The organism is Streptomyces sp. NPDC059454 (assembly GCF_042749965.1).
In the GTDB taxonomy this organism is placed as follows: domain Bacteria; phylum Actinomycetota; class Actinomycetes; order Streptomycetales; family Streptomycetaceae; genus Streptomyces.
Map to the genome: position 1 here is coordinate 47,402 of NZ_JBHYVC010000037.1, position 22,630 is coordinate 70,031.

22 protein-coding genes are annotated in these 22,630 nt (G+C 71.8%); 15 read left to right on the plus strand and 7 right to left on the minus strand.

Going from position 1 to position 22,630, the window contains the following annotated elements:
• The first annotated feature begins 192 nt into the window (after positions 1 to 192).
• On the plus strand, positions 193 to 1,515 hold the full coding sequence (locus ACFXAE_RS23645; protein ID WP_384718137.1) for an ABC transporter substrate-binding protein: 1,323 nt from the start codon (positions 193 to 195) through the stop codon (positions 1,513 to 1,515).
• Positions 1,516 to 1,532: 17 nt separating this feature from the next.
• Here the strand turns inward: ACFXAE_RS23645 and ACFXAE_RS23650 are convergent, their stop codons facing one another.
• Positions 1,533 to 1,976, minus strand: coding sequence for a peptidoglycan-binding protein (locus ACFXAE_RS23650; protein WP_384718139.1), 444 nt, complete (start codon positions 1,974 to 1,976; stop codon positions 1,533 to 1,535).
• Positions 1,977 to 2,219: 243 nt separating this feature from the next.
• Here ACFXAE_RS23650 and ACFXAE_RS23655 point away from each other — a divergent pair, with 243 nt between their 5' ends.
• Complete coding sequence (locus ACFXAE_RS23655) at positions 2,220 to 2,681, plus strand: peptidoglycan-binding domain-containing protein (protein ID WP_384718141.1); 462 nt, start codon at positions 2,220 to 2,222, stop codon at positions 2,679 to 2,681.
• Between the two features lie 196 nt (positions 2,682 to 2,877).
• Complete coding sequence (locus ACFXAE_RS23660) at positions 2,878 to 3,096, plus strand: hypothetical protein (protein ID WP_384718143.1); 219 nt, start codon at positions 2,878 to 2,880, stop codon at positions 3,094 to 3,096.
• A 37-nt stretch (positions 3,097 to 3,133) separates the two neighbouring features.
• Here the strand turns inward: ACFXAE_RS23660 and ACFXAE_RS23665 are convergent, their stop codons facing one another.
• Positions 3,134 to 4,129: a helix-turn-helix transcriptional regulator gene (locus ACFXAE_RS23665; protein WP_384718145.1), complete on the minus strand. Its 996-nt coding sequence runs from the start codon at positions 4,127 to 4,129 to the stop codon at positions 3,134 to 3,136.
• 488 nt (positions 4,130 to 4,617) lie between these two features.
• Here ACFXAE_RS23665 and fusA point away from each other — a divergent pair, with 488 nt between their 5' ends.
• A complete protein-coding gene (gene fusA, locus ACFXAE_RS23670) occupies positions 4,618 to 6,666 on the plus strand; it encodes an elongation factor G (protein WP_384718147.1) in 2,049 nt (682 codons plus the stop codon).
• A 112-nt stretch (positions 6,667 to 6,778) separates the two neighbouring features.
• Here fusA and ACFXAE_RS23675 read toward each other — a convergent pair whose 3' ends face one another.
• Positions 6,779 to 8,572, minus strand: a complete 1,794-nt coding sequence (locus tag ACFXAE_RS23675; protein WP_384718149.1) for a coagulation factor 5/8 type domain-containing protein — start codon at positions 8,570 to 8,572, stop codon at positions 6,779 to 6,781.
• Between the two features lie 239 nt (positions 8,573 to 8,811).
• On the opposite strand from ACFXAE_RS23675, the gene ACFXAE_RS23680 reads away from it, so the two are divergent.
• Genes ACFXAE_RS23680 through ACFXAE_RS23695 form a run of 4 tightly spaced genes read left to right on the plus strand, consistent with a single transcriptional unit; the run spans position 8,812 to position 13,391 of the window.
• Positions 8,812 to 10,128, plus strand: a complete 1,317-nt coding sequence (locus tag ACFXAE_RS23680) for an ABC transporter substrate-binding protein (protein WP_384718151.1) — start codon at positions 8,812 to 8,814, stop codon at positions 10,126 to 10,128.
• Positions 10,129 to 10,142: 14 nt separating this feature from the next.
• Complete coding sequence (locus tag ACFXAE_RS23685; RefSeq protein WP_384718153.1) at positions 10,143 to 11,135, plus strand: carbohydrate ABC transporter permease; 993 nt, start codon at positions 10,143 to 10,145, stop codon at positions 11,133 to 11,135.
• A gap of 28 nt (positions 11,136 to 11,163) precedes the next feature.
• Positions 11,164 to 12,003, plus strand: a complete 840-nt coding sequence (locus ACFXAE_RS23690; RefSeq protein ID WP_384718177.1) for a carbohydrate ABC transporter permease — start codon at positions 11,164 to 11,166, stop codon at positions 12,001 to 12,003.
• Positions 12,004 to 12,032: 29 nt separating this feature from the next.
• A complete protein-coding gene (locus ACFXAE_RS23695; RefSeq protein ID WP_384718155.1) occupies positions 12,033 to 13,391 on the plus strand; it encodes a GH1 family beta-glucosidase in 1,359 nt (452 codons plus the stop codon).
• Positions 13,392 to 13,507: 116 nt separating this feature from the next.
• On the opposite strand, the gene ACFXAE_RS23700 is transcribed toward ACFXAE_RS23695, so the two are convergent.
• Positions 13,508 to 14,131, minus strand: a complete 624-nt coding sequence (locus ACFXAE_RS23700; protein ID WP_384718157.1) for a TetR/AcrR family transcriptional regulator — start codon at positions 14,129 to 14,131, stop codon at positions 13,508 to 13,510.
• 96 nt (positions 14,132 to 14,227) lie between these two features.
• Here ACFXAE_RS23700 and ACFXAE_RS23705 point away from each other — a divergent pair, with 96 nt between their 5' ends.
• Together ACFXAE_RS23705 and ACFXAE_RS23710 are read left to right on the plus strand one after the other, a co-directional pair.
• Complete coding sequence (locus ACFXAE_RS23705) at positions 14,228 to 14,845, plus strand: NADPH-dependent FMN reductase (RefSeq protein WP_384718159.1); 618 nt, start codon at positions 14,228 to 14,230, stop codon at positions 14,843 to 14,845.
• Entirely contained in the window at positions 14,845 to 16,248 is a 1,404-nt protein-coding gene (locus ACFXAE_RS23710; RefSeq protein ID WP_384718161.1) for a DHA2 family efflux MFS transporter permease subunit, read from the plus strand. Before ACFXAE_RS23705 ends, ACFXAE_RS23710 begins: the two co-directional genes overlap by 1 nt.
• A 369-nt stretch (positions 16,249 to 16,617) precedes the next feature.
• On the opposite strand, the gene ACFXAE_RS23715 is transcribed toward ACFXAE_RS23710, so the two are convergent.
• Positions 16,618 to 16,896, minus strand: coding sequence for a GlsB/YeaQ/YmgE family stress response membrane protein (locus ACFXAE_RS23715; protein ID WP_384718163.1), 279 nt, complete (start codon positions 16,894 to 16,896; stop codon positions 16,618 to 16,620).
• A 563-nt stretch (positions 16,897 to 17,459) separates the two neighbouring features.
• Here ACFXAE_RS23715 and ACFXAE_RS23720 point away from each other — a divergent pair.
• The gene (locus tag ACFXAE_RS23720; RefSeq protein WP_384718165.1) at positions 17,460 to 17,930 is read left to right on the plus strand and encodes a MarR family winged helix-turn-helix transcriptional regulator; all 471 of its coding nucleotides are present in this window, start codon (positions 17,460 to 17,462) and stop codon (positions 17,928 to 17,930) included.
• Positions 17,931 to 18,012: 82 nt separating this feature from the next.
• Positions 18,013 to 19,602, plus strand: a complete 1,590-nt coding sequence (locus ACFXAE_RS23725) for an MFS transporter (protein ID WP_384718167.1) — start codon at positions 18,013 to 18,015, stop codon at positions 19,600 to 19,602.
• 142 nt (positions 19,603 to 19,744) lie between these two features.
• On the opposite strand, the gene ACFXAE_RS23730 is transcribed toward ACFXAE_RS23725, so the two are convergent.
• On the minus strand, positions 19,745 to 19,891 hold the full coding sequence (locus ACFXAE_RS23730) for a hypothetical protein (RefSeq protein WP_384718181.1): 147 nt from the start codon (positions 19,889 to 19,891) through the stop codon (positions 19,745 to 19,747).
• Here ACFXAE_RS23730 and ACFXAE_RS23735 point away from each other — a divergent pair.
• Complete coding sequence (locus ACFXAE_RS23735; RefSeq protein WP_384718179.1) at positions 19,847 to 20,116, plus strand: hypothetical protein; 270 nt, start codon at positions 19,847 to 19,849, stop codon at positions 20,114 to 20,116. The two genes, ACFXAE_RS23730 and ACFXAE_RS23735, sit on opposite strands and share 45 nt — an antisense overlap.
• Before the next feature lie 24 nt (positions 20,117 to 20,140).
• Here ACFXAE_RS23735 and ACFXAE_RS23740 read toward each other — a convergent pair whose 3' ends face one another.
• Positions 20,141 to 20,350, minus strand: coding sequence for a 4-oxalocrotonate tautomerase family protein (locus ACFXAE_RS23740; protein ID WP_384718169.1), 210 nt, complete (start codon positions 20,348 to 20,350; stop codon positions 20,141 to 20,143).
• 111 nt (positions 20,351 to 20,461) lie between these two features.
• On the opposite strand from ACFXAE_RS23740, the gene ACFXAE_RS23745 reads away from it, so the two are divergent.
• Both ACFXAE_RS23745 and ACFXAE_RS23750 read left to right on the plus strand, forming a co-directional pair.
• Positions 20,462 to 21,331, plus strand: a complete 870-nt coding sequence (locus ACFXAE_RS23745) for a helix-turn-helix transcriptional regulator (protein WP_384718171.1) — start codon at positions 20,462 to 20,464, stop codon at positions 21,329 to 21,331.
• A gap of 137 nt (positions 21,332 to 21,468) precedes the next feature.
• On the plus strand, positions 21,469 to 22,536 hold the full coding sequence (locus ACFXAE_RS23750) for a Kelch repeat-containing protein (RefSeq protein ID WP_384718173.1): 1,068 nt from the start codon (positions 21,469 to 21,471) through the stop codon (positions 22,534 to 22,536).
• Positions 22,537 to 22,630 lie beyond the last annotated feature (94 nt).

Consider the following 22,630-nt stretch of genomic DNA (forward strand, 5'->3'; position numbering starts at 1 on the left):
TGGGGCGGCACGGGTGGGCGCGGACGGCACCCCACAAGCAGGGCGAGCGACACCCCCCCCCCGGGGGGGGGCCGGGCCCCGCGGGGGGGGCGCCGGCCCCCGTCCGTCCCGCGTGCGCGCACGCCGTGCCGGACCCGGCGGCAAGGGGCTCCGGCACGGCGAACAGCCCCTCATGGAAAGGCACCCGACCCCATGCTGTCTCCCACCAGGCGGTGGTTCCTCGGCACCGGCGCCCTGATCTCCACCGGTCTCGTCGGCTGCGGCGCGGGTGCGCCGTCGCCCCGACGGCGGACGCTCACCGCCCTCGTTCCCGACGACGGTGCCACCGCGGTCCTCGAAGCGGCGGCCGAGCGCTTCGGACGGTCCGCCGCGGCCAGGTCCTCCGGTACCTCGGTGGAACTGCGCCGGGTACCGGCCGACGCCTACGAGGCCGAACTGAGCGCCGCGCTGGGCGGTGGCGCCGACGGACCCGACCTCCTCTTCCACTGGGGAAGCGGATCCATCCGCACCGCCGCGGAGGAGTACCGGGTGACCGACCTCCACGACCTCATGCTGGACCATCCGGAACTCGGGCGGAGTTTCCTCCCCTCGGCGCTGACGGGCGGCCACGTCAACGAGCGTCCCTTCGGCGTCCCCGTGCGCGGAACCCGGCCCGTGCTGCTCTTCTACGACAAGACGCTCCTCGCCGATCTCGGGCTGCGTCCGCCGACCGACTGGACCATGCTCCGCCGGGCGGCAGCACGCCTCACGAAGGCGGGCATCACGCCGTTCGCGCTGGGCGGCGCGGACCCCTCGACGGAGCTGATGTGGCTGGCGTACCTGGTGGAACGCCTCGGCGGACCCGAGGTCTTCGGCCGGATCCAGGCGGGCGATCACACCCACTGGGACCACCCGGCGGTCCTGCGGGCCGCGCGGGAGGTGACGTCCCTGGCCGAGGCCGGCGCCTTCGGCGACGGCTTCGCGGACGTCTCCTACACCGACGGATCGGCCACCGCCCGGTTCGCCCGGGGGCGGGCGGCCATGCATCTGATGGACTCCCGCGAGCACGCGGCCCTCGTCGACCGGTTCCCCGGGTTCGCCGGCCGGCGGCTGGGCTGGCTCCCCTTCCCGGCCGTCGAGGGCGGCGAGGGGGACCCGAAGAACCTGGTCGGCACTCCCGCCGGTTACCTGTCGGCCGGCGATCTCACCGGCCACCGGGGCGGAGTCCTCGACTTCCTGAAGGAGTTCTCCACCCCGGATCACACCGACGCCCTGCTGGCGGCCGGCGAGGTCCCCGTCACGGCCGACGCCGCACGTCGGCTCGACGCCTCGCCCCACCCCGAGTTCACCCGCTTCCAGTACGAACTGGTCCGTGAGGCACCGGCGTTCACGCTGAACTGGGAGCAGGCCGTCCACCCGGCCTGGCGCGCGGCCCTGCGCGGCGAGGCCGCGGACCTCTTCTCGGGCCGGTCCACACCCCGGACGTTCGTCCGGAACCTGCGGGAGCGGCGCATACCGGCCGCTCAGCCCGGGTGACGGGAGGTGACGAGGGATCAGCTCGGGCTGTACCGGCGGCAGCCCAGGAAGCGGTCCGGCACCTCCCTCGACCAGGTGGCGTGCCTGATGCCCGCCGCGGTGCGGGGCCCGTACACCCCGTCCGCGGTCACCCCCGCTTCGCGCTGGGCGTCCCGCACGGCCGCCTCGGTCAGCCCTCCGTACACGCCGTCCGGCTCCAGGCCGGCGGCGTAGCACCGGTTGAGCGTGCGCTGCAGGGCCGTCACGGCCGATCCGGTGCTGCCCACGGGAAGCAGGCAGTCCAGCTCACCGGTTCCGCCGGAGTTGACGGGCATCCTGATGTAGTACGAGGGGTAAATGATGTTGCCTGCCCTGGTGCAGGTGTAGAGCGCGGCGGAGGCGGCCGGCGCGACGGCGGCCCCCGTTCCGAGGAGAGCCGTGGTCAGCGCTCCTGTGGCGGCACATGCCCTGAGACGTCCCATCGACTGCATGGCGGTCCTTTCCGAGGTGCGGATCCGGCGGAGTTCCGCAGGTGAGCCGGGGCGGCAGAGTGCTTCCGGCCCCTCGTGCGTGTCAAAGGTGTCCAGGCCCCCGCCGGCGGTCCGACCGCTGCTCGTCGGCAGTTGAACGGCTTCCGCGTTCCGGCGGACCGATGGCACTGTCCCGACCGGAGCCGCAGCCATCAGGCTCCCCGGCCAACCGTCCACCGTCGAAAGGACCGACGCATGCGACCCCGTGACATGACGAAAACCCTCCTCATCGCCACCGCGGTGCTCGGACTCACCGCCGGGGGCGCGGGCGGTGTGGGCTTCGCGGCGCCGGCACGGCCCGCCACCGTGTCGTCGACGGCCTCGGGGACGGAGGTCGCCCCGCTCGCCGTGGTGAACCTGGGTCTCAGCGTCACGCAGGCCAGGAAGGTGCAGTGCTTCCTCGAACGTCACTGGGAGTACGACGGTCCCCGGGACGGACTGCTGGGCACCGGGAGCTGGCAGGCGATGCAGCGGTATCTCGTGAGATGGGGCTACGAGGGCCGGATCGACGGTGTCGTCGGCACGGGCACGGTGATGGCGCTGCAGCGGGTGCTGCAGCGGGCATGGGACTACGACGGCCTGATCGACGGCATACCGGGGGACGGGACCAAGGCCGCGTTCAAGCGCTTCGCCGAGGACGCGTGGGTCTACTGCTGAGCCGCGGAGCCGCTTCCCGGGCCGCTCGGGTGGACCGGCAGGATGCTGCCGCGCGGCTGGCAGGAGGCTGCCCGCCGCGACGGCGTCCGCCGGACCCGCCGCGTGCCAGACTTCCTGTCGCCACTACGGCGCGACCGGTCGACCGGACCACGACGTGACCGGAGTGAGCAGCGGTTCGGACGACGAGGGGGACGTTGTGAGGATCAAAGCCGTAGTGGTGCGCTCGGCGCTCGTGGGAGCAGCCGTGGCGGCCCTGGCCGTGACCGGGGTGGCGTGGGGACCGGGGCAGGCCGGCGGTCCGGCCGGGACGCCGCTCACCGCGGACGGCCCGCCGAAGGAGACCTGCCGGGGCCCGGCGAACGGCTGGCAGGGCGACATGCAGTGGCCGGCCGACCCGGAGGAGTGCAAGGAGTAGGCGAGGCCCCGGCCCGCGCCCGGGCCGCGCGCGGGAGTCAGATCCAGCCGCGTTCGCGTGCCAGGAGGGCGGCGTGTGCGCGGCTCTCCGCACCCAGGAGCTGCATCAGAGCGGAAATGTGGCGCCGGTAGGTGCGCAGGGCCATCCCGCTGGCACGGGCGCCGGCCTCGTCCGTGCCGACCGAGCACATGGCCACGAGCACCTTTCGTCGGGCCTCCGGCAGTTCGGTGCCCGTGGACTCGACGAGACCGGTCAGGGGACTGAACACGTCGGCGCTGTTCCAGAGCCGCTCGAAGTGTCCGATGATGTTGGTGACGATCCCGGACTCCCGGGCGCACAGTGCGCCCTTCGACGTGTCCTGGGGATCGATCGGCACCAGCGCCGTGTGGTGGTCGTACACCAGCATCAGCTCGGTGAGCTCGCCCGAGACCCGGATCCGGGCACCGGCCAGGGCGAGTTCCGTCAGATACGCGACGGTCGGCGGGTCCTCCAGCGCCTCGGGACGCACCAGATTGCGGATGACGACGCCGCGTCGCAGACAGCGCATGTCCAAGGGCCGTGCGTGCTCGATGTTCTCGACGCTCAGCGCTTCGTAGGGCTCGGCGGAGAGCACCTCGGCGCGGGCGAAGAAGGAGAGCTCGTCGAGGCGGGTGCGGATCTCCTTCACGTCGGTGATCCGCTCGACGGTGGGCACGGTCTCCGGAGTCGCCGCGGCGGGCATGTCGCGCGTCAGGACGTCGATGATCGGGCCGAGATGGGTGAGGAGGCGTATCTCCCCGTAGAGATCCTCCAGGCGCTGCTCCGCGAGCCTGGCGACGACGAGCTGCGGCTCGGCGGCCCGGGCCGTCCCTCCGTCCTCGCGGATGATCCGCAGCGCGCGCAGCCGGTCCACGGCGGCGCGCACGGTGTCCGCGCTGTGTCTCAACAGAATGTGCACGTCGTCCAGTTGGGCGCCCGGATTGCGCAGCAGGTGCCGGTAGACGTGCTCCTCGGCGGCGGACAGCCCGAGGACCCCCATTTCGCGCGCTTCCACGAACACCACTCCTGGTCATGTCATGGGAGAACGACCACCCATGCCTCTGCCGCAGTGTAAGGACACCTTGACGTTCCGGAGAGCAAGTCACCGGAGTTTGTTGATCGTTGATTCATCCGGGCGCGCGCGACGGTGGGGAGCCGCGCCGTGGCGCCGTGCGGGCCCGGGGCGAAAATGCGTGGCCCGGCCCCCGCGGCCCTCCCTACACTCACCGCACAGGCGCCGCCCCCCGTCGGGCCGCGCGTCCATGACCAGTGAGGGGAGTCCGGCCGTGCGCGACCACGCCACCGCTGCCGCTCCCCGTTCCCGGTCCCGTCGGTCCGTGGTGATCCTGGTGTCTCCCGCCCTCCGGTGCCCGCCGCGCGGCCGGTACCGGATGCCCGCGACGCACGTCTGAGCCTCGTACGCCCCGCAGACGAGGGACGCATGAGGCCGTGCGCCGGGACATCGCGCCGCCCTTCTCCGGAACATCCGAAAGGCCACGGGCCATGCGCACCAACCCCCTCGCCACCGTCCGCAACCTGGGCGTCCTCGCCCACGTCGACGCCGGCAAGACCACCGTCACCGAGCGGATCCTGTTCGTCACCGGCACCACGCACAAGCGCGGCGAGGTGCACGACGGCACCACCGTCACCGACTTCGACCCGCAGGAACGCGACCGGGGCATCACCATCTTCGCCGCCGCCGTCAGCTGCTCCTGGGACGGTCACCGGATCAACCTCATCGACACCCCGGGCCACGTCGACTTCGCCGACGAGGTGGAGCGCTCCCTGCGCGTCCTCGACGGCGCGGTCGCCGTGTTCGACGCGGTCGCCGGCGTGGAACCGCAGAGCGAGTCGGTGTGGCGGCAGGCGGACCGGCACGGTGTGCCGCGGATCGCGTTCGTCAACAAGATGGACCGGGCCGGCGCCGACCTGGACACCGCCGTCGCCTCCATCCGGGAGCGGCTGCACCCCGTACCCCTGGCGGTGCAGTTGCCGATCGGCGCGGAGGACGCCTTCACCGGCGTCGTCGACCTGCTGCGCATGCGGGCCCTGACCTGGACCGACGAGGGCGAGGCCCGCGATGCGGCACCCGTGCCGGACGAACTGCGCGACGAGGCACGCGCACGGCGCCGGCTGCTGGAGGAGGCCGTCGCCGAACTGCACCCCGGCGCGCTGGAGGAGTTCTGCGACACGGGCGCGCTCGGCGACGCCACGCTCGCCGGCGCCCTGCGGGACCTGACCCGCGGCGGTGACGCCGTCGTCGTCCTGTGCGGCTCCGCCTACCGCAACCGCGGCATCGAACCGCTGCTGGACGCCGTACTCGCCTACCTGCCGTCGCCGCTCGACGTACCGCCGGTGTGCGGCACGGACCACGACGGCGGCGAACAGCGGCGGGCCGCCGACCCGGCGGCACCGCCGGCCGCCCTCGCGTTCAAGGTGAACGCGACCGCCACCGGGCGGCTGACCTACCTGCGGGTGTACTCGGGAACGATCGAGAAAGGAGACACGGTGTGGGACGCCACCGCGCGCCGCTCCGAGCGCATCGGCCGCATCCTGCGCGTCCAGGCCGACCGGCACGCCCCACTGGACCGGGCCGTCGCCGGGGACATCGTCGCCGTGGTCGGACTGAAGTCCGCCCGCGCCGGCTCCACCCTGTGCGCGCCGGACGCCCCGCTGGTCCTGGAGCCTCCGGGTGTCGCCGAGCCGGTCGTCTCCATGGCGGTCGAGGCGCTGAAGGGCACGGACACCGGGCGTCTGGCGTCGGCACTCGCGCGGCTCGCCGAGGAGGACCCCTCGCTGGTCGTGCGCACCGACCCGGAGACCGGTCAGACGGTGCTGTCCGGCATGGGCGAGCTGCACCTGGAGGTCGCGGTGGAGAAGGTCCGGCGTGAGCAGGGGCTGGGCGTCAACGTGGGCCGTCCCCGGGTCAGTCACCGGGAGACCGTCGGCCGCGGTGTGTCCGGGTTCGTGTTCCGGCACGTCAAACAGGACGGCGGGGCGGGGCAGTTCGCCCACGTCGTGCTGGACGTCGAGCCGTTGGACTCCCCGGAGTCCGGCTTCGAGTTCCGCTCGACGGTCGTCGGCGGCCGGGTGCCGCAGGAGTACGTGCGCGCGGTCGAGGCCGGCTGCCGGGACGCCCTGGCCGAGGGGCCGTTGGGCGGGCACCCGGTGACCGGGCTCCGTGTCACGCTCACCGACGGGTCGACCCATGTGAAGGACTCGTCGGACACCGCCTTCCGCACCGCCGGCCGGTTCGGACTGCGGGATGCCCTGCGGGCCTGCGCGATGGTCCTGCTGGAGCCGGTCGTCGAGGTCACGGTCACCGTGCCCGAGGACGCGGTGGGCGGCGTGCTCGGTGATCTGGCCGCGCGGCGCGGCCGGGTGACCGGCTCGGTCACCCGGGCCGGCGCGACGGTCGTCACCGCGACCGTGCCGCTGGCCGAACTGTTCGGCTACGCCACCCGGTTGCGCAGCCGCACCCAGGGCCGCGGCACCTTCACCGCCCGGCCCACGGGTTACGCCCCCGCGCCGGCTCCCGCGCCCGTGCGGTGAGGCGTGAACGGCGGCCCCTCCCGCAACTGGAGCCGGGAGGGGCCGCCACCGCCGCCGTACGGGCACACCCCGACCGTCGGCGTCGATCATGGGCGTGCCCGCGGCGGCGGGGTCAGGGGTACGACACCACCGTGGACGGCACGGTGGTGCTGCCCGAGGTCGGGGCCCCGGTGTCGTTGATGACGCACTCGTACTGCCCGTGCCCGCTCAGCGAGACGACCAGCAGACCGTGGAAGCGCACGCCCGGACGGTTCGGGGCGGCGAAGCCGTGGTGCTGGACGATGCCCGGATTCACGTTGTAGTAGCAGTAACTGCCCATGCCCCAGCCCTCGTGGGTGGTGACACGGTCGCCGACCTTGTAGGCCGCGTAGCCCTTGACCGAGCCGTTCTGGATCGCGGCCTGGTCGGGGGCGTCGTACGCCTTCTCGTTCTGGAAGAAGATCGTGCGGCCGCGTTCGCCGTTCCACTGCACGTCGTACTTGTTGAAGTGCTCGACGAACAGGCCGGTGGCGAGGACGTCGTGGCCGTTGACCACGACGCCGTAGTCGCAGCGGTTGGTCTCCCAGCCGACGCCCTCGCCGTGGTCGGCGCGCCAGACCCAGGTGTGGTCGACGATGGTGTTCCGGGCGTTGACCACCATGCTCGTGGTCGCCTTGCCGGGCCCCGCCCCGCCGACGCGGATGAAGACGTCCTGGACGGTGATGGGGTCGGCGGAGTGGTCCCGGCGCGCGCCGTCCGGGCCGATCTCCAGCAATGTACGGGAGTTGACCGGCCCGGCGTCGATCAGGAAGCCCGCGAGGCGTACGCCGTCGACGTCGGCGACCTTCAGGGCGGTGACGCCGTTGTCGGGGATCAGGGTGGCGTAGCCGAGACCCAGGACGACCGTGCCCGCGCGGTTCACCCGGACCGGCTGGTCGACGTGGTAGATACCCGGCGTGAGCAGCAGGTCGAGGCCCTGGTCGAGCGCCTGGTTGAGGGTGGCCGCCGAGTCGCCCGGCCTGGCGACGTAGAAGCGGTCCAGCGGCAGGGAGGTGCCGCGCGGGGTGCCGTTGCCCCAGGTGACACCGCGCGCGTTCCTCCGCAGCGCGGGCAGGAAGACGCGGTACCGGTCGCCGTCGAGGTACAGGAAGGGCTTCTCGCGGGAGATCGGCGTCGTGTCGAGCGTGGTGTACGGCGGATCCGGGAAGCTCTGCGCGGGGGCGCCCTCGACACCCGAGAACACCATGTTCCACACGGCGTTGGTCCAGCCGCCGACCGAACTGTCCCGGGTGTACCACTGCTGCTGCGAGTACGGGCCGACCGTGCCGTCGACACGGCTGTCGGCGATGTAGCCGCCGCTCGCCCAGCCGTAGCCGGACGGCGCGAGGTCGAGGCCGCCGCGTACGTGCATCCGGCGGAACGGGGCCGCCTGCGCGACCGCCCACCGGTTGGTGCCGTTGACCGGGACGAGCGCCAGGTTCTCCGCCGAACGCCAGAAGTTCTGCGTGGCGTTGCCGTCGAACCAGCCGGCGTCGACCGTCACGTCACCGTTGATGGTGGTGTCGTCGGGGGAGAGGCCGAGTCCGGAGACCGAGGTGTAGAAGCCGAGCCGGGCGTTGAGCCCGTTGTACGTGCCCGGCTTGAACAGCAGTTGGTAGCGACCGGTGCCGAACTGGGCCGACTCCTGCCGGGCGAACACCTCGTCGAGCCTGGTCTGGATGCCCGGCGTGGACGGGTCGAAGACGATCACGTTGGGGCCGAGATCGCCGCCGCCCTTCAGCCGGCGCGGTTTCCGGCGCTTCGCCGCGGGTGCGGCGGAGGCCGCCGAGGGCAGTCCGGCCAGGACGGGGGCGGCGGCCGCGGCGCCGAGGACGGTGCGGCGGCCGATGGTTGAACGCCGGGAGGACGACGGGGAGTCGGGCGTCATGTGGCTGGCTCTCCTGGTTCAGGAAGTGAACGGCGTGGGGACTGGGAGCGCTCTCTCGACGCTGAATGGTTCATCCGTGGAACAGATGAGTCAAGGGGTCCGGCGAGAGTTGGGTGAGTCCGTCCAAACCCTTGACGTTCCACCTCCGGAGGGTTTAACTCACGTCCTAAATTAAGACGTGAGGCGGTGTCTTCGTGCGGAGGACGCCTCATGCACCCCGGAAAGGGACATCAGGAGCCATGCGCAGTATCCGAGCCGCGGCCACAGGCGCCGTCATCCTGTCTCTCGCACTCGCCGCCTCGGCCTGCGGAGGCGGATCGAGTACCGGAGGCGGGTCCAACGACTCGCCCAAGGAGCTCACTTACTGGGCGTCCAACCAGGGCGCCGGCATCGAGGTGGACAAGAAGGTCCTCCAGCCCGAGCTCGACAAGTTCGAGAAGCAGACCGGCATCAAGGTGAAGCTGGAGGTCGTGCCCTGGTCCGACCTGCTCAACCGGATCCTCACCGCCACCACCTCGGGGCAGGGCCCGGACGTGCTGAACATCGGCAACACCTGGTCCGCCTCGCTCCAGGCGACCGGCGCCCTGCTGCCCTGGGACGCGAAGAACTTCGACAGGATCGGCGGCAGGGACCGCTTCGTCGACTCCGCGCTCGGCTCCACCGGCGTCGAGGGCCAGGACCCGGCCGCGGTCCCGCTGTACTCCATGGCCTACGCCCTCTACTACAACAAGCAGATGTTCGCCGACGCCGGCATCGACGGACCGCCGGCCACCTGGGACGACCTGGTCGCCGCCGGCAAGAAGCTGTCCAAGGACGGCAAGTGGGGCATAGGCACGGAGGGTTCGAACCCCTCCGAGAACATCCACCACGCCTTCGTCTTCGCCAAGCAGCACGGCGCCGACTTCTTCACCGCCGACGGCAGGGCCGACTTCACCAACGACGGGGTGGTCACGGCGGTCAAGCAGTACGTCGACCTCATGGCCGAGGACAAGGTCATCGCCCCGGGCAACGCCGAGTACGCCCAGAACCAGTCGGTCAGCGACTTCGCCAAGGGGAAGACGGGCATGCTGCTGTGGCAGTCCGCCTCCGCCAACCTCGCCTCCCAGGGCATGAGCGAGGACGCCTACGGCATCGCCCCGGTGCCCGTGCAGTCCGGCACCCCCGGCGCGGGCAAGCAGGTCAACTCGATGGTCGCGGGCATCAATCTCGCCGTCTTCAAGAACACCGACAACCTCGACGGCGCCACGAAGTTCGTGAAGTTCATGACCAGCGACGCCGAGCAGAAGATCCTCAACACGGCGTACAGCTCCATCCCGCCGGTCAAGGCCGCCCAGGAGGACGCCGCCTTCAACTCCCCGGCCAACGCCGTCCTGAAGGACACCCTCGCCAAGAGCGCCGTCGCCCTGCCGCAGGTGCCCGACGAGTCCCAGTTCGAGACCGCCGTCGGTACGGCGATCAAGGAACTGTTCGCCGACGCCGCCGCCGGACGCGCGGTGACCACCGACTCGGTGAAGGCCGCGCTCACCAAGGCGCAGCAGCAGATGCCCAAGAAGTGAGTCCCGACACCGCCATGACCACCACTGCTCCTGCGGATCGGGCCGCCGCGCGGAAGAGCTCCCCCGGTGCGGCGCGCGGCCCCCGCCGCCGCCCCGGGCGGATCCGCCGCATCGGACTGCCCTACCTGCTCCTCCTGCCCGCCCTGCTCCTCGAACTCCTCGTCCACCTGGTGCCGATGGTCATCGGCATCGTGATGAGCTTCAAGGAACTCACCCAGTTCTACATCCGCGACTGGGGCACCGCCCCCTGGGCCGGTTTCGACAACTACTCGGTGTCGGTGGACTTCGACGCCCCCGTCGGCGAGGCCCTGCTGCACTCCTTCCTCGTCACCATCGCCTTCACCCTGCTGTCCGTCGGCCTGTGCTGGCTGATCGGCACGGCCGCCGCGATCTGCATGCAGGACACCTTCCGCGGACGCGGCCTGCTGCGCGCCCTGTTCCTGGTCCCGTACGCCCTGCCGGTCTACGCGGCCGTCATCACCTGGGTGTTCATGTTCCAGCACGACAACGGCCTGGTGAACCACGTCCTGCACGACCAGCTCGGCCTCACCGACAAGCCGTCGTTCTGGCTCATCGGCGACAACAGCTTCTTCGCCCTGCTGATCGTCTCCGTCTGGAAGGGCTGGCCGTTCGCCTTCCTCATCGTGATGGCCGGCCTGCAGAACATCCCGCGCGAGCTGTACGAGGCCGCCGCCCTCGACGGTGCGGGAATGCTCCAGCAGATCCGCCGCATCACCCTGCCGTCGCTCCGCCCGGTCAACCAGGTGCTGGTCCTGGTCCTGTTCCTGTGGACGTTCAACGACTTCAACACCCCGTACGTCATGTTCGGCAAGACCGCCCCCGAGGCCGCGGACCTCATCTCGGTCCACATCTACCAGGCGTCCTTCGTCACCTGGAACTTCGGCACCGGCTCCGCGATGTCCGTCCTGCTCCTGCTGTTCCTGCTCGTCGTCACGGGCGTCTACCTCGCACTCACCTCGCGCGAGCGGAGGGCCTCGCATGCCTAGCACCCCGACGACGGCACCGGCCTCCCCGATGGCCCCGCCCCGCTCGTTCCTGTGGACCCGGCGGATCTTCCTGACCCTGCTGGCCGGCTTCGTGCTGCTCCCGGTCTACGTCATGGTCTCCAGCTCGCTGAAGCCGCTCGCCGACGTCACCGGCGAGTTCCGCTGGCTGCCCACCGAGCTGACGATCGACCCGTACATCGACATCTGGTCCACGGTCCCACTGGGCCGCTACTTCGTGAACTCACTGATCGTGGCGGGCGCGGCGACCGTCTGCTCGGTGGTGATCGCGGTGTTCTCCGCGTACGCCGTCAGCCGCTACAGCTTCCGCGGCAAGCGCGTCTTCACGGTGACCGTGCTGTCGACGCAGATGTTCCCGGGCATCCTGTTCCTCCTCCCGCTGTTCCTCATCTACGTCAACATCGGCAACGCCACCGGCATCGCCCTGTTCGGCTCCCGCGGCGGACTGATCCTGACGTATCTGACCTTCTCGCTGCCGTTCTCCATCTGGATGCTGATCGGCTACTTCGACTCGGTCCCCCGCGACCTGGACGAGGCGGCGATGGTGGACGGCTGCGGCCCGCTCGGCGCGCTCTTCCGCGTCGTCGTCCCGGCCGCGATCCCCGGCATCGTCGCGGTCGCCGTCTACGCCTTCATGACCGCCTGGGGCGAGGTCCTCTTCGCGTCCGTGATGACGAACGACACCACCCGCACCCTGGCGGTCGGCCTCCAGGGCTACTCCACCCTCAACGACGTGTACTGGAACCAGATCATGGCCGCCTCACTCGTGGTGAGCGTCCCCGTGGTCGCCGGCTTCCTGCTGCTCCAGCGCTACCTCGTCGCCGGGCTGACGGCAGGGGCCGTCAAGTGACCGGCTCTCCTGATCCTGAAGGGACTTCCGTGACCATCGACTACGCCGCCCTCCCCGACGACTTCCTGTGGGGCACGGCCACCTCGGCGTACCAGATCGAGGGGGCCGTGGCGGAGGACGGCCGTTCCCCGTCGATCTGGGACACCTTCTCGCACACCCCCGGCGCGATCGCGGGCGGCGACCACGGCGACACCGCCTGCGACCACTACCACCGCTGGCGCGAGGACATCGGCCTGATGCGCCGCCTCGGCACCAACGCCTACCGGCTGTCCGTCGCCTGGCCGCGCGTCGTGCCGGGCGGCGACGGCCCGGTGAACGAGAAGGGCCTGGCCTTCTACGACCGGCTGGTCGACGGCCTGCTCGAGGCCGGCATCACCCCGTCGGTCACCCTCTACCACTGGGACCTGCCGCAGACCCTCCAGGACCGCGGCGGCTGGCCCGAGCGCGACACCGCCGAGCACTTCGCCGCGTACGCCTCCGTCGTCGCCGAACGCCTCGGCGACCGCGTCGCTCACTGGGCGACCCTCAACGAACCCCTGTGCTCGGCCTGGATCGGCCACCTCGAGGGCAAGATGGCCCCGGGCCTGACGGACCTCACGGCGGCCGTCCGCGCCTCCTACCACCTCCTGCTGGGGCACGGCCTCGCCGCCCGCGCCATCCGCGCCGCGGCCCCCGACGCCCAGGTCGGCATCGTCAACAACCTCTCCACGATCCACGCCGCGAGCGACCGCCCCGAGGACCGGGCGGCGGCGGTCCGCATGGACGGCCACACCAACCGCTGGTGGCTGGACCCCGTGCACGGCCGGGGCTTCCCGGAGGACATGCGCGAGGTCTACGGCGTCGAACTCCCGGAACAGCAGGGCGACCTGGAGACCATCGCGGCCCCGCTCGACTGGCTCGGCCTGAACTACTACTTCCCGCAGGTGGTGGCCGCCGACCCGGACGGACCCGCCCCCCACGCCGCCTTCGTGCGCCGGGACGGGGTGCCGCGCACCGGCATGGACTGGGAGATCGACGAGAGCGGCATCGAAACCCTGCTGCTGCGCCTGACGAACGAGTACGGCGCCCGCAGGCTCTACGTCACCGAGAACGGCTCCGCCTTCCCGGACGTCGTCCGCCCCGACGGCACCATCGACGACCCGCAGCGCCAGGACTACCTCACCCGGCACCTGGCCGCCTGCGCCGACGCCGCCCGCAAGGGAGCCCCGCTGGCCGGTTACTTCGCCTGGTCGCTGCTGGACAACTTCGAGTGGGCGTACGGCTACGACAAGCGCTTCGGCCTCGTCCACGTCGACTACGACACCCAGGTCCGCACCATCAAGGGCACCGGTCACCGGTACGCGGACATCATCCGCGGACACGGCGACCGCGTACGGCGGGCGGCCTGACCGTCGTGGCCCCGGGCGGGTGCGGGCGGTGGCCCGCGCCCGCCGGGCCGCGGTGCACGCCGCCTCGGGCGGCCGGTTCGGCGACGCGGGCCCGGCGCCGCCGTACGCCTGCGGCCTCAGCGCCGTTCGTACCCCCGCAGGAACGCGCGCACCCCGGACGTGATCAGTTCGTCCCGCTCCTCGTCCGGAAGGGGCAGACCGCCCTGGTAGGTGCGGTCGCTGATCTCGCCGGCGGTCAGCTGCAGGAAGTGGCGCGCGGCGCGCTCCGGGTCCGGGGCGTCGAGCAGTCCGTCCTCGGCCAGTTCGCGGAAGCGGTCCGCCACCCCCTTGAGGGCGCGGTCGGGACCGGCGGCACGCCAGGCGTCCAGGAACTCCCGCGGGATGTGACCGACCTCGGCGCGCAACTGCCGTACGACGGCGAAGTGGTCGTGGTGCCGGTCCATCGGTGACACCCAGGCGTGCGCGAAACCGATGAGGTCGGCCTCCAGGTCCGTGACCTTGTGCAGCCGCCGGTCGACGGCGTCGAGATGGGACCGTACGACCTCCTCCGAACCCTCCACGACGACGACGCGGAAGAGCTGCGCCTTCCCTTCCGGGAAGTGGTTGTAGATCGTGCGGGTGGAGACCCCGGCCTCCTTGGCGATGGAGTCCATGCCGGCGCGGGTGTAGCCGTCGCGCCCGAAGACGCGGCGCGCTCCCCGCACGATCGCCTGCCGCTTCTCCGCCAGCCCTTGTCTCACGCGTCCTGCCCCTTCCTGTCACCGGTCACGGTATCCGGACCGGAGGAATTACAACGACCGTTGCATTCATTGCCATGAGCGTTGTACTTTCTCGGTGTGACCAACTCATCGGATTCCTCTCCGCGTTCGCACGTCTCCACCGCGACCGATGCCCCCCTGCGGGTCGTCGTCCTGATCGGCTCGACCCGCGAGGGCCGCTTCGCCCCGGTCGTCGCCGACTGGTTCCTGCGGTTCGCCGCCCAGCGCGACGATCTCGAACTGGACCCCGTCGACCTGGCCGAGCACCCCCTGCCCGACGTCGTCTCCCCCGCGGCCCACCCGGAGGCCGCCGAGGTCACGGGGCGCCTGGCGGCGGCCGACGCCTTCGTCGTGATCACCCCCGAGTACAACCACAGCTTCCCCGCACCCCTGAAGAACGCCATCGACCTGCACTACACCCAGTGGCAGGCCAAGCCGGTCGGCTTCGTGTCCTACGGGGGCCTGGCCGGCGGTCTGCGCGCGGTCGAGCACCTGCGGCTGGTCCTCGCCGAACTGCACGCCGTCACGGTGCGGGACACGGTGAGCTTCCACAACGCGTGGGAGAGCTTCGCCGAGGACGGCTCACTGCTGCGGCCCGAGATACCCGAAGGGGCGGGCAAGGCGATGCTGGACCAGCTGGGCTGGTGGGGGCGGACGCTGCGGGACGGGCGCCGCCGTTCCCCGTACGGGGCGTGATGAGCACCGCCCTCCCGGCACGGACCGGGGGAAGCGGCGGAAGCGGGGGACCGTCCCTGCCCGCCGTCCCCCGGCACGTCCTGGCCCTCGCGGGCGTCGTGGTGCTCGGTTCGTTCATGACGGTGCTCGACATGACCATCGTCAACGTCGCCCTGGACCACCTGTCGCGCGCCTTCGACGCGCCCCTGTCCGTCGTCCAGTGGACGGTGACCGGCTACTCGCTGGCGCTGGCGACCGTCATCCCGGTCACCGCGTGGGCGGTGGGCCGGTACGGCGCCAAGCGGGTCTTCCTCACCGCCGTCGCGCTCTTCACCCTCGGCTCGGGACTCACCGGGCTGGCCTGGGACGCGGGTTCACTGATCGTGTTCCGTGTGGTGCAGGGACTCGGCGGCGGCATGATCGTGCCCGTCGCGATGACGGTCGTCCTGCGCGCCGCCCCGCCGGAACGCAAGGGCACGATGATGGGCATCCTCGGCATCCCCGTCCTCGTCGGCCCGATGGCGGGTCCGGTCCTCGGCGGCGTCCTCACCGACGCGCTGTCCTGGCGCTGGATCTTCTTCGTCAACGTTCCGGTCGGCGCCCTCACGTTGCTGCTCGGTGCCCGGGTCATGCGCGACGACGACGAGCGGACCGGCCGCCCGCTGGACCTGGCCGGACTGCTGACGCTCTCCCCGGGCCTGGCCGCCCTGCTGTACGGGCTGACGCTGGGCGGCGAGCGCGGCGGCTTCGGCACCGCGGGGGTTCTCGTCCCGGTCGTTGCCGGTACGGCGCTGGTGGCCGCCTTCGCCGTGCGGGCGCTGAGGGCGGACCACCCCCTGCTCGACCTACGGCTGCTGCGCAGGGCGTCGGTCGGCCGTGCGGTGGCGACCATGGTGCCGTTCTCGGCCGCGTACTTCGGCTCGATGATGCTCGTACCGCTGTACTGGCAGCAGCAGCGCGGCCTGTCCGCCACGCAGACCGGACTGCTGATGATCCCCCAGTTCCTGTGCAGCGGGACGGTGATGCAGATCTCCAGCCGGATCTCGGACCGGGTGGCGCCGCGCGCGATCGTCGTCCCCGGCGTCCTGGTCGCCGTCGCGGGCTTCCTCGCCTTCGCCGTCCAGGCCGGTTCCGACGCCCCGTACTGGCGCCTGGCCGCCTCCCTGGCCGTCATGGGCACCGGGGTCGGCATGACGAACATGCCCGTCATGGCCTCCGCGACGCGCGGCCTCACGGGCACCGAGGTGGCGGCCGGCAGCACGGCGCTGAACATCGTCTCCCAGACGGCGGCGTCCGCCGGCACGGCGCTGGCGGCTTCGCTGCTGACGGCGACGGACGGATTCCGTACGACGCTGCTGTGCGGGGCGGGCCTGATGGCGCTGGCGCTGCCGATGGCGACGCGCCTGCCGAAGTACCGGCCGTGAACGCGGACGCCGGGCCCGGGCGGACCGGGACGAACGGCGCGACCGGGAAGGCCGGCGCGACCGGGGAGGCCGGGGAGGCCGGGGAGGCCGGGGAGGCCGGGGAGGCCGGGGTGACCGGGGTGACCGGGGAGGCCGGGGTGGCCGGGGAGGGGCGAAGCGGCAGTCGGCCCTGACCCGCGGGGGCGGATGCCGTTCCGGCCGGCCCGCCGGGGTGAAAGCGGATGCCGTTCCGGGCGGTCCCGTTCCCGCTGCCGGGCGCGGGACCGTCGCACACGCTCGGACGCCGGCCGACCGGACTGCCGGAGCAGAGAAGGAACGGCCCCTCGTCGCGTGGGACGAGGGGCCGTTCCGTGCGGTGCGAGTGCCGGATCAGGCGTGGCGGTGGGAGTGGCGGTTGCCGGTGACCAGGCGGTAGAGGGCGAGCAGGATGACGGAGCCGGCGATGGCGGCGATCCAGGTGGACAGTTCGAAGAAGCCGTCGATGGAGTCGACGCCGAAGATCACCTTGCCGAGCCAACCGCCGAGAAGACCGCCGGCGATGCCGATGAGCATCGTGATGATGACGCCGCCGGGGTCCTTGCCCGGCATCAGCGCCTTGGCGATGAAGCCCGCGAGCAGACCGATGAGGATCCAAGCGATGATGCCCATGACGTATCTCCTACCTTGTCGTATAAAGTTTCTGTTAGTGCACCGTCTTTACCGTCGGCCCACTTTCAAACGCCGCGGCTTCGATCATCTGCCGGGCGGGGTTCCGGCTTGACCCGCCGTATCCCTCACGGTCCGGCGAGAGGGACTCCGGACCCGGCATCACTTCTGCCCCCTGCCGGTCGGATGACTCCGGGTGGTGGCACCGGGCCCGAGGGGGAAGGGGGCGGAGTCTTCTCCCCGTCGCTGCCGCAGCCCGGCGACTCCGCCGCCGCGTCGCACGTCGCCGCATGGGCCGCGAGGAACGGCGGCGTTCCGGCGGCCGGGGGCTCCGGCCTCGCCCGGCGGGGCGCGAACGGGTCCGCCTGCGGGGCCCGCCACGGCAGTACCCACGCGTCCGGTGCCGCCGGTCGGCCCGGGGCGGGGTGCCGAGCCGCACCTGCGTCATCACGACACCCGCGCCCCGAAGCGCCGGCGCGTGCCGGCCCGGGTCGGGGGTGCTGCCCGGCTCGGGCGAACCAGAAAGATATTTGGTCATAGGTATGACCGCGTACTAAAATGGAGGGATGCCCGGTTCCCCCGCGTCCGACCAGGACCTCAGCCACGTAGCCCGTGCGCTGACGGCGATCCTGCCGGCGCTGAACCGGGCGGTGGACCGGCGCCTCGCCCAGGACGTCGCGGTCCCCAAGCCCTCCGAGGGGCAGTTGGCGCTGCTGCGGCTCGTCGCGGAGCGGGACGGCATCGCCGTACGCGAAGCCGCCGACGTGATGCTGATGAAGCCGAACAACGTCAGTGCCCTGGTCTCACAGATGACCCGGCAGGGACTGCTGGAACGCCGGCAGGACACCCACGACAAGCGAGTGGCGCACCTGCACCTGACAGTGCGCGCACGGCAGGACCTGACCCGGGTGGACGACCTCAGGCACGGTTACGTCATCGAGGCGCTGCACACCCTCACCGACGGGGATCTCGACGCCATCGGATCGGCCCTCACCGCCCTGAGCAACCTCGCGCGGCGTCTCCACCCCGCCCACTGACGGCAACACCGCGGAACCCGCCCGGCCGATCCGGCCCGGCGGGCGTCGTCACCTGTTCTCTTAGCACCCGGGAATCACCTTCATGTCCTCCACTGCCGTGGATCACTCACCCCTGTCCGCCGACGCCCCCGACGGCGTCCGGCGCGGCCGCCGGAGCAACCCGTGGCTGACCCTGATCGCTGTCGCCTTCGGCCTGTTCATGGTCGGGCTCGACGGCAGCGTCGTGTCCATCGCCAACCCCGAGATCGGACGCGACCTCAACGCGTCCACCGCCGATCTGCAGTGGGTCACCAACTCCTATCTCCTCGCCCTGGCCGCCGCGTTGATCCTCGGCGGCAAGCTGGGCGACCGCTTCGGCCGGCGGACGTACTACCTGATCGGCGTCGCCGGCTTCACGGCGGCCTCCGTGGCGATCGGCCTGGCCGGCTCGATCGAGGGCGTCATCGCCTTCCGCGCCCTGCAGGGCTTCTTCGGAGCCCTGCTCATGCCCAACACCCTGGGAATGCTGCGGGCGGTCTTCCCGCCGAAGAAGTTCGGCATGGCCGTGGGCGTCTGGGCGATGGTGTCGTCCGTGTCGACCGCGCTCGGCCCCATCGTCGGCGGCCTGCTCGTCGAACACGTCGACTGGGAGTCGGTCTTCTACATCAACGCCCCCATCGGCGTCGTCGCGCTCGTGTTCAGCGCGCTCGTCCTGCCGCAGAGCAAGAACCCCACCGGTCACCACCGCTTCGACATCCCCGGCGTCGTCCTGCTGGCGCTCGGACTGCTCGCGGTCGTCTTCGGCGTGGTCAAGGGCGAGACCTGGGGCTGGACCTCCGCCGGCACCCTGGGCACCATCGCCGCGGGCATCGTGATCCTGCTGGCCTTCGGCTGGTACGAGACCCGCGTCGAGCACCCGCTGCTCCCCATGCGCATGTTCCGCAGCCCCGCGCTGACGATCGGCACCGTCATCACCGCCGTCAACTTCTTCGTCCTGCTCGGCGTGATCTTCTTCGTGATGCTGTACCTGCAGAACGTCCGCGGCTTCACCCCCGTCGAGGCCGGTGTGCGCACCCTGCCGCTCAGCCTCGCCTCCGTCGTCGCCTCGCCGATCGGCGCCGCACTCACCGAACGCTTCGGCGCGCGGCTGTCGATGCCGCTGGGCATGGCCCTCCAGGCCGCCGCGTCCTTCTGGATGCTCACCTGGGACGCGCACTCCTCCTACGGCGCGCTGTGGCCGCCGTTCATCGCCCTCGGCCTGGGCGTCGGCATGGTGATGGCGGCCTCCTCCGACGCCATCGTCGGCAACGCCCCCGTCAAGGACGCCGGTGTCGCCGGCGGTCTGCAGGCCACCGCGCTGCAGATCGGCGGCGCACTCGGCACCTCCGTCCTCGTCTCACTGATCAGCAGCCGTGTCGGTTCGACGCTCCACGGGGAACTGACCTCCAGTGGAGTGCCCGCCCCCGTGGCGCAGGGCCTGACGGAGGCCAAGGACGCGGTGGCGATGGGCGTTTCCCCGGTCTCCGGTGACATGCCCGACCGGCTGAGGGCCGCGGTCGTCGAGGGCAGCGGCCAGGCCTTCATGAACGGGGTCCACGGCGCCGTGCTCGTCACCGGCGTGCTGTGCGTGGTGGGCGCCGTGCTCGCCGCCACCGGAGTACGGCGCACCGCGCAGGCCCCCGCCCCTCATTGAGGAGCGGTGAACGGGTGACGCGCCCGGCCGGACCGCGGGGCTCACGCGAAGACGTCGAGCCGTTCCGGCACCGCGTTCCCCCAGGGGCGCTGGAGACGCGGTCCGGTGCCGCGGCACCCGGCTCGAGCCGGGCGCCGGGCCGTCACAGCCCCATGACCACCACTTGGTCGCCGCACAGCTTGCGCAGGGCGGCGGCGGCCAGGGCCGTGTCGATGCGGCCCTGAAGACGTTCCGGGAACGCGCCCTGCTCACCCGGGAGCAGCTCGCCGAGCGGCTCGACTACTCGCACGCCTCCGTCGCCTCCGTCGAGCAGGGCCGGTTCCGCCGTATGGGGCGGAACAGTGCAGGCATGCCGAAGAGAACGCGCTCGACGCTCGTCGTCGTCCTTCTGATCTGGAGCCTGTTCGCCTTCCCGTGGTTCGACAAGGGCTGCGACATCGCGGAGGCGTACACGGCAGTCATCAAGTACGGGGTGCCGGAAGGGCTGGAACCCTTGCCGGCCTGTTACGGCTGAGGACCTGCCGGGCAGATGCCGGCGTCAGGCGTCGTCGTTGAGCATGGCGGCGGTGAGGACGTTGCCGGCCACCCCCCAGCCTCCGTCGACGACCTCGTCGACGAGCACGACGGTGGTGGCGCGGGCCCGTTCACCGTAGATCTCCGCGTACAGGTCGGTGGTGCGCTCGATGATCTTCTTCTTGTCCTCGGCGGTGACGGTGCCCGCGGGGACCTTGAAGTTGGCGAAAGGCATGACTGTTCTCCTCGGAGTGGCCTGTTGCGTCAGGTCCTCCACGATGGGCGACGACGACCGGCGGAACCAGGTGATGACATCCCCTGGGACGGCGCCCCGGCCGGGCACACAATGGCGGACATGGGTTCTGTGAAACACACCGAGCTGGGAGCATTCCTGCGGTCGCGGCGCGACCGCATCCGCCCGGGCGACGTGGGACTTCCGGCCGGGCCCCGGCGCCGGGTACCCGGGCTGCGCCGGGACGAGGTCGCCCAGCTCGCCGGGGCATCGGTGGACTACTACAACGAGCTCGAACGCGGAGCCGGGTCCCAGCCGTCCGAGCAGATGATCGCCGCGCTGGCGCGGGCGCTGCGCCTGACCGCCGACGAGCGGGACTACCTCTACCGCCTGGCGGACCGCCCGGTGCCCGTGCAGGGCGGCGCCGCCTCGCACGTCCACCCTGGCATGCTCGACCTGCTCCACCGCATGCCGTCGACTCCCGCGCAGGTCATCACCGATCTGCACGTCACGCTGGTGCAGAACCCGCTCGCGGTGGCGCTGCTGGGCGACCACTCCCGCTTCCAAGGGGCCCGGGCCAGCTTCGTCCACCGGTGGTTCACGGAGGCCGACGCCCGGCGTCTGTACCCGGAGGCCGACCACGAGGCCCAGTCCCGTGCCTTCGTCGCCGACCTGCGGGCCGCGGCCGCCCGGCGGGACGCCAGGGACGTCGAAGCCACGTCGATGATCCGCTCGCTGCGGGACACCTCGTCCGAGTTCGCCGCGCTGTGGGCCGACCACGACGTGGCCTTCCGGCGCGACGACCGCAAACGCATCCGGCACCCCGCCCTCGGCCTCGTCGAGGTCAACTGCCTCAACCTGTTCAGCGAGGACGGCCGGCAGCGGCTGCTCTGGTTCACCCCCGCGCTGGGCACCGACAGTGCCGGCCTGCTGGACCTGCTCGCGGTCCTCGGCACCCAGGACGTCGTCGACCCCGCCCCCTGAAAGGGCTCCGGCCGAGCCGGGTGCTCCCCACCCCCGGGACGACATCCCCTGGTTGCCCCCGCCGCGCACAGAAACACTGAACGGGCCGAAGCCACCTGCTTCCGACGGAAAGCAGGCCCTGTGACAAGGAGTTTCCCATGCAGCGGCGGACAGTACTGCTCCTCGGCGCCGCCTTGGCGGTGTCCCCGGCCGTCGAGGCCCACGCGCATCCGGATCACCCCACATCCCCCGGCGGAACGCCCCCCGTGGAAGAAGGGCCCTACCGCAGGGGTTGGCAGCGACTCGCACCGGTCGCGAGCGGCCCCCGCCAGGAGCACAGCGTCGCCGCCGTCGGCGACAAGGTCTACGTCATCGGCGGCATCGTCCCCGGGGAGTCCGGCGGCATCACCACCACCACGCGGGTCGACGTCTACGACACGCGCCACGACACCTGGTCGGACGCGGCACCGCTGCCCGTCGCGATGAACCACCCCAATGTGGCGGTGGTCCACGGCCGGATCCACGTCCTCGGCGGGCTGTCCGGCGGATCCGAGTGGCAGGCCCTGCGCGACAGCTTCGTCTACTCTCCGCGCGCCGACCGGTGGCGCCGGCTGCCTCCCGTGCCCGCGGGCACCGAGCGGGGGAGCGCCGCGATCGGCGTGCACGGGACGAAGATCTTCCTCGCCGGCGGCATGCGCGTCCTCGTGCCGGGCGCGGGCGGCCTGCAGGACACGGTGGACACCGTGTCGGCGTACGACGTGACGACGGGCCGCTGGGAGACCCTGCCGAGCCTGCCGCAGGCCCGCGATCACGTCGGTGGAGCCGTCGTCGGCGACACGTTCTACGTCCTCGGAGGCCGGGACCGGGGGCAGGTGAACGTACGGGACACCGTCTACGCGTTCGACCTGCGCGCCCACCGCTGGTCCGAGCGGGCCCCGATGCCCACCGCCCGCGGCGGCATCGCCGCAGCGGCCGTGGGGACGAGGATCTACACCTTCGGCGGCGAGGGCCGGCACGACGCCACCGACCCGAACACGGTCTTCGACGAGACCGAGGCGTACGACACCGTGCGCGACCGCTGGCAACGGCTGGCTCCCATGCCGGTGCCGCGCCACGGCACGGCCGCCGTCGCCGTACGCGGAACGATCCACATCCCCGGCGGCGGCATCCAGGGTGGCGCCGGCCCCGTGGACGTCAACGACGCCTACCGTCCCGCCCGTCGATGAGTCCTCGCTGACACCGTGGACACCTGAGACGCCCGGAGGACACCGCCCGTGGGGGGGGGGGGGGGCGGCGCGGAGCCGTGCCGCGCCACCGGAA

Coding starts and splice junctions, on each gene's coding strand:
- ACFXAE_RS23650 (WP_384718139.1), bottom strand. CDS start 1,976: ATGGGACGTCTCAGGGCATGTGCCGCCACAGGAGCGCTGACCACGGCT.
- ACFXAE_RS23685 (WP_384718153.1), top strand. CDS start 10,143: ATGACCACCACTGCTCCTGCGGATCGGGCCGCCGCGCGGAAGAGCTCC.
- fusA (WP_384718147.1), top strand. CDS start 4,618: ATGCGCACCAACCCCCTCGCCACCGTCCGCAACCTGGGCGTCCTCGCC.
- ACFXAE_RS23710 (WP_384718161.1), top strand. CDS start 14,845: ATGAGCACCGCCCTCCCGGCACGGACCGGGGGAAGCGGCGGAAGCGGG.
- ACFXAE_RS23690 (WP_384718177.1), top strand. CDS start 11,164: ATGGCCCCGCCCCGCTCGTTCCTGTGGACCCGGCGGATCTTCCTGACC.
- ACFXAE_RS23720 (WP_384718165.1), top strand. CDS start 17,460: ATGCCCGGTTCCCCCGCGTCCGACCAGGACCTCAGCCACGTAGCCCGT.
- ACFXAE_RS23680 (WP_384718151.1), top strand. CDS start 8,812: ATGCGCAGTATCCGAGCCGCGGCCACAGGCGCCGTCATCCTGTCTCTC.
- ACFXAE_RS23645 (WP_384718137.1), top strand. CDS start 193: ATGCTGTCTCCCACCAGGCGGTGGTTCCTCGGCACCGGCGCCCTGATC.
- ACFXAE_RS23745 (WP_384718171.1), top strand. CDS start 20,462: ATGGCGGACATGGGTTCTGTGAAACACACCGAGCTGGGAGCATTCCTG.
- ACFXAE_RS23750 (WP_384718173.1), top strand. CDS start 21,469: ATGCAGCGGCGGACAGTACTGCTCCTCGGCGCCGCCTTGGCGGTGTCC.
- ACFXAE_RS23675 (WP_384718149.1), bottom strand. CDS start 8,572: ATGACGCCCGACTCCCCGTCGTCCTCCCGGCGTTCAACCATCGGCCGC.
- ACFXAE_RS23725 (WP_384718167.1), top strand. CDS start 18,013: ATGTCCTCCACTGCCGTGGATCACTCACCCCTGTCCGCCGACGCCCCC.
- ACFXAE_RS23715 (WP_384718163.1), bottom strand. CDS start 16,896: ATGGGCATCATCGCTTGGATCCTCATCGGTCTGCTCGCGGGCTTCATC.
- ACFXAE_RS23655 (WP_384718141.1), top strand. CDS start 2,220: ATGCGACCCCGTGACATGACGAAAACCCTCCTCATCGCCACCGCGGTG.
- ACFXAE_RS23740 (WP_384718169.1), bottom strand. CDS start 20,350: ATGCCTTTCGCCAACTTCAAGGTCCCCGCGGGCACCGTCACCGCCGAG.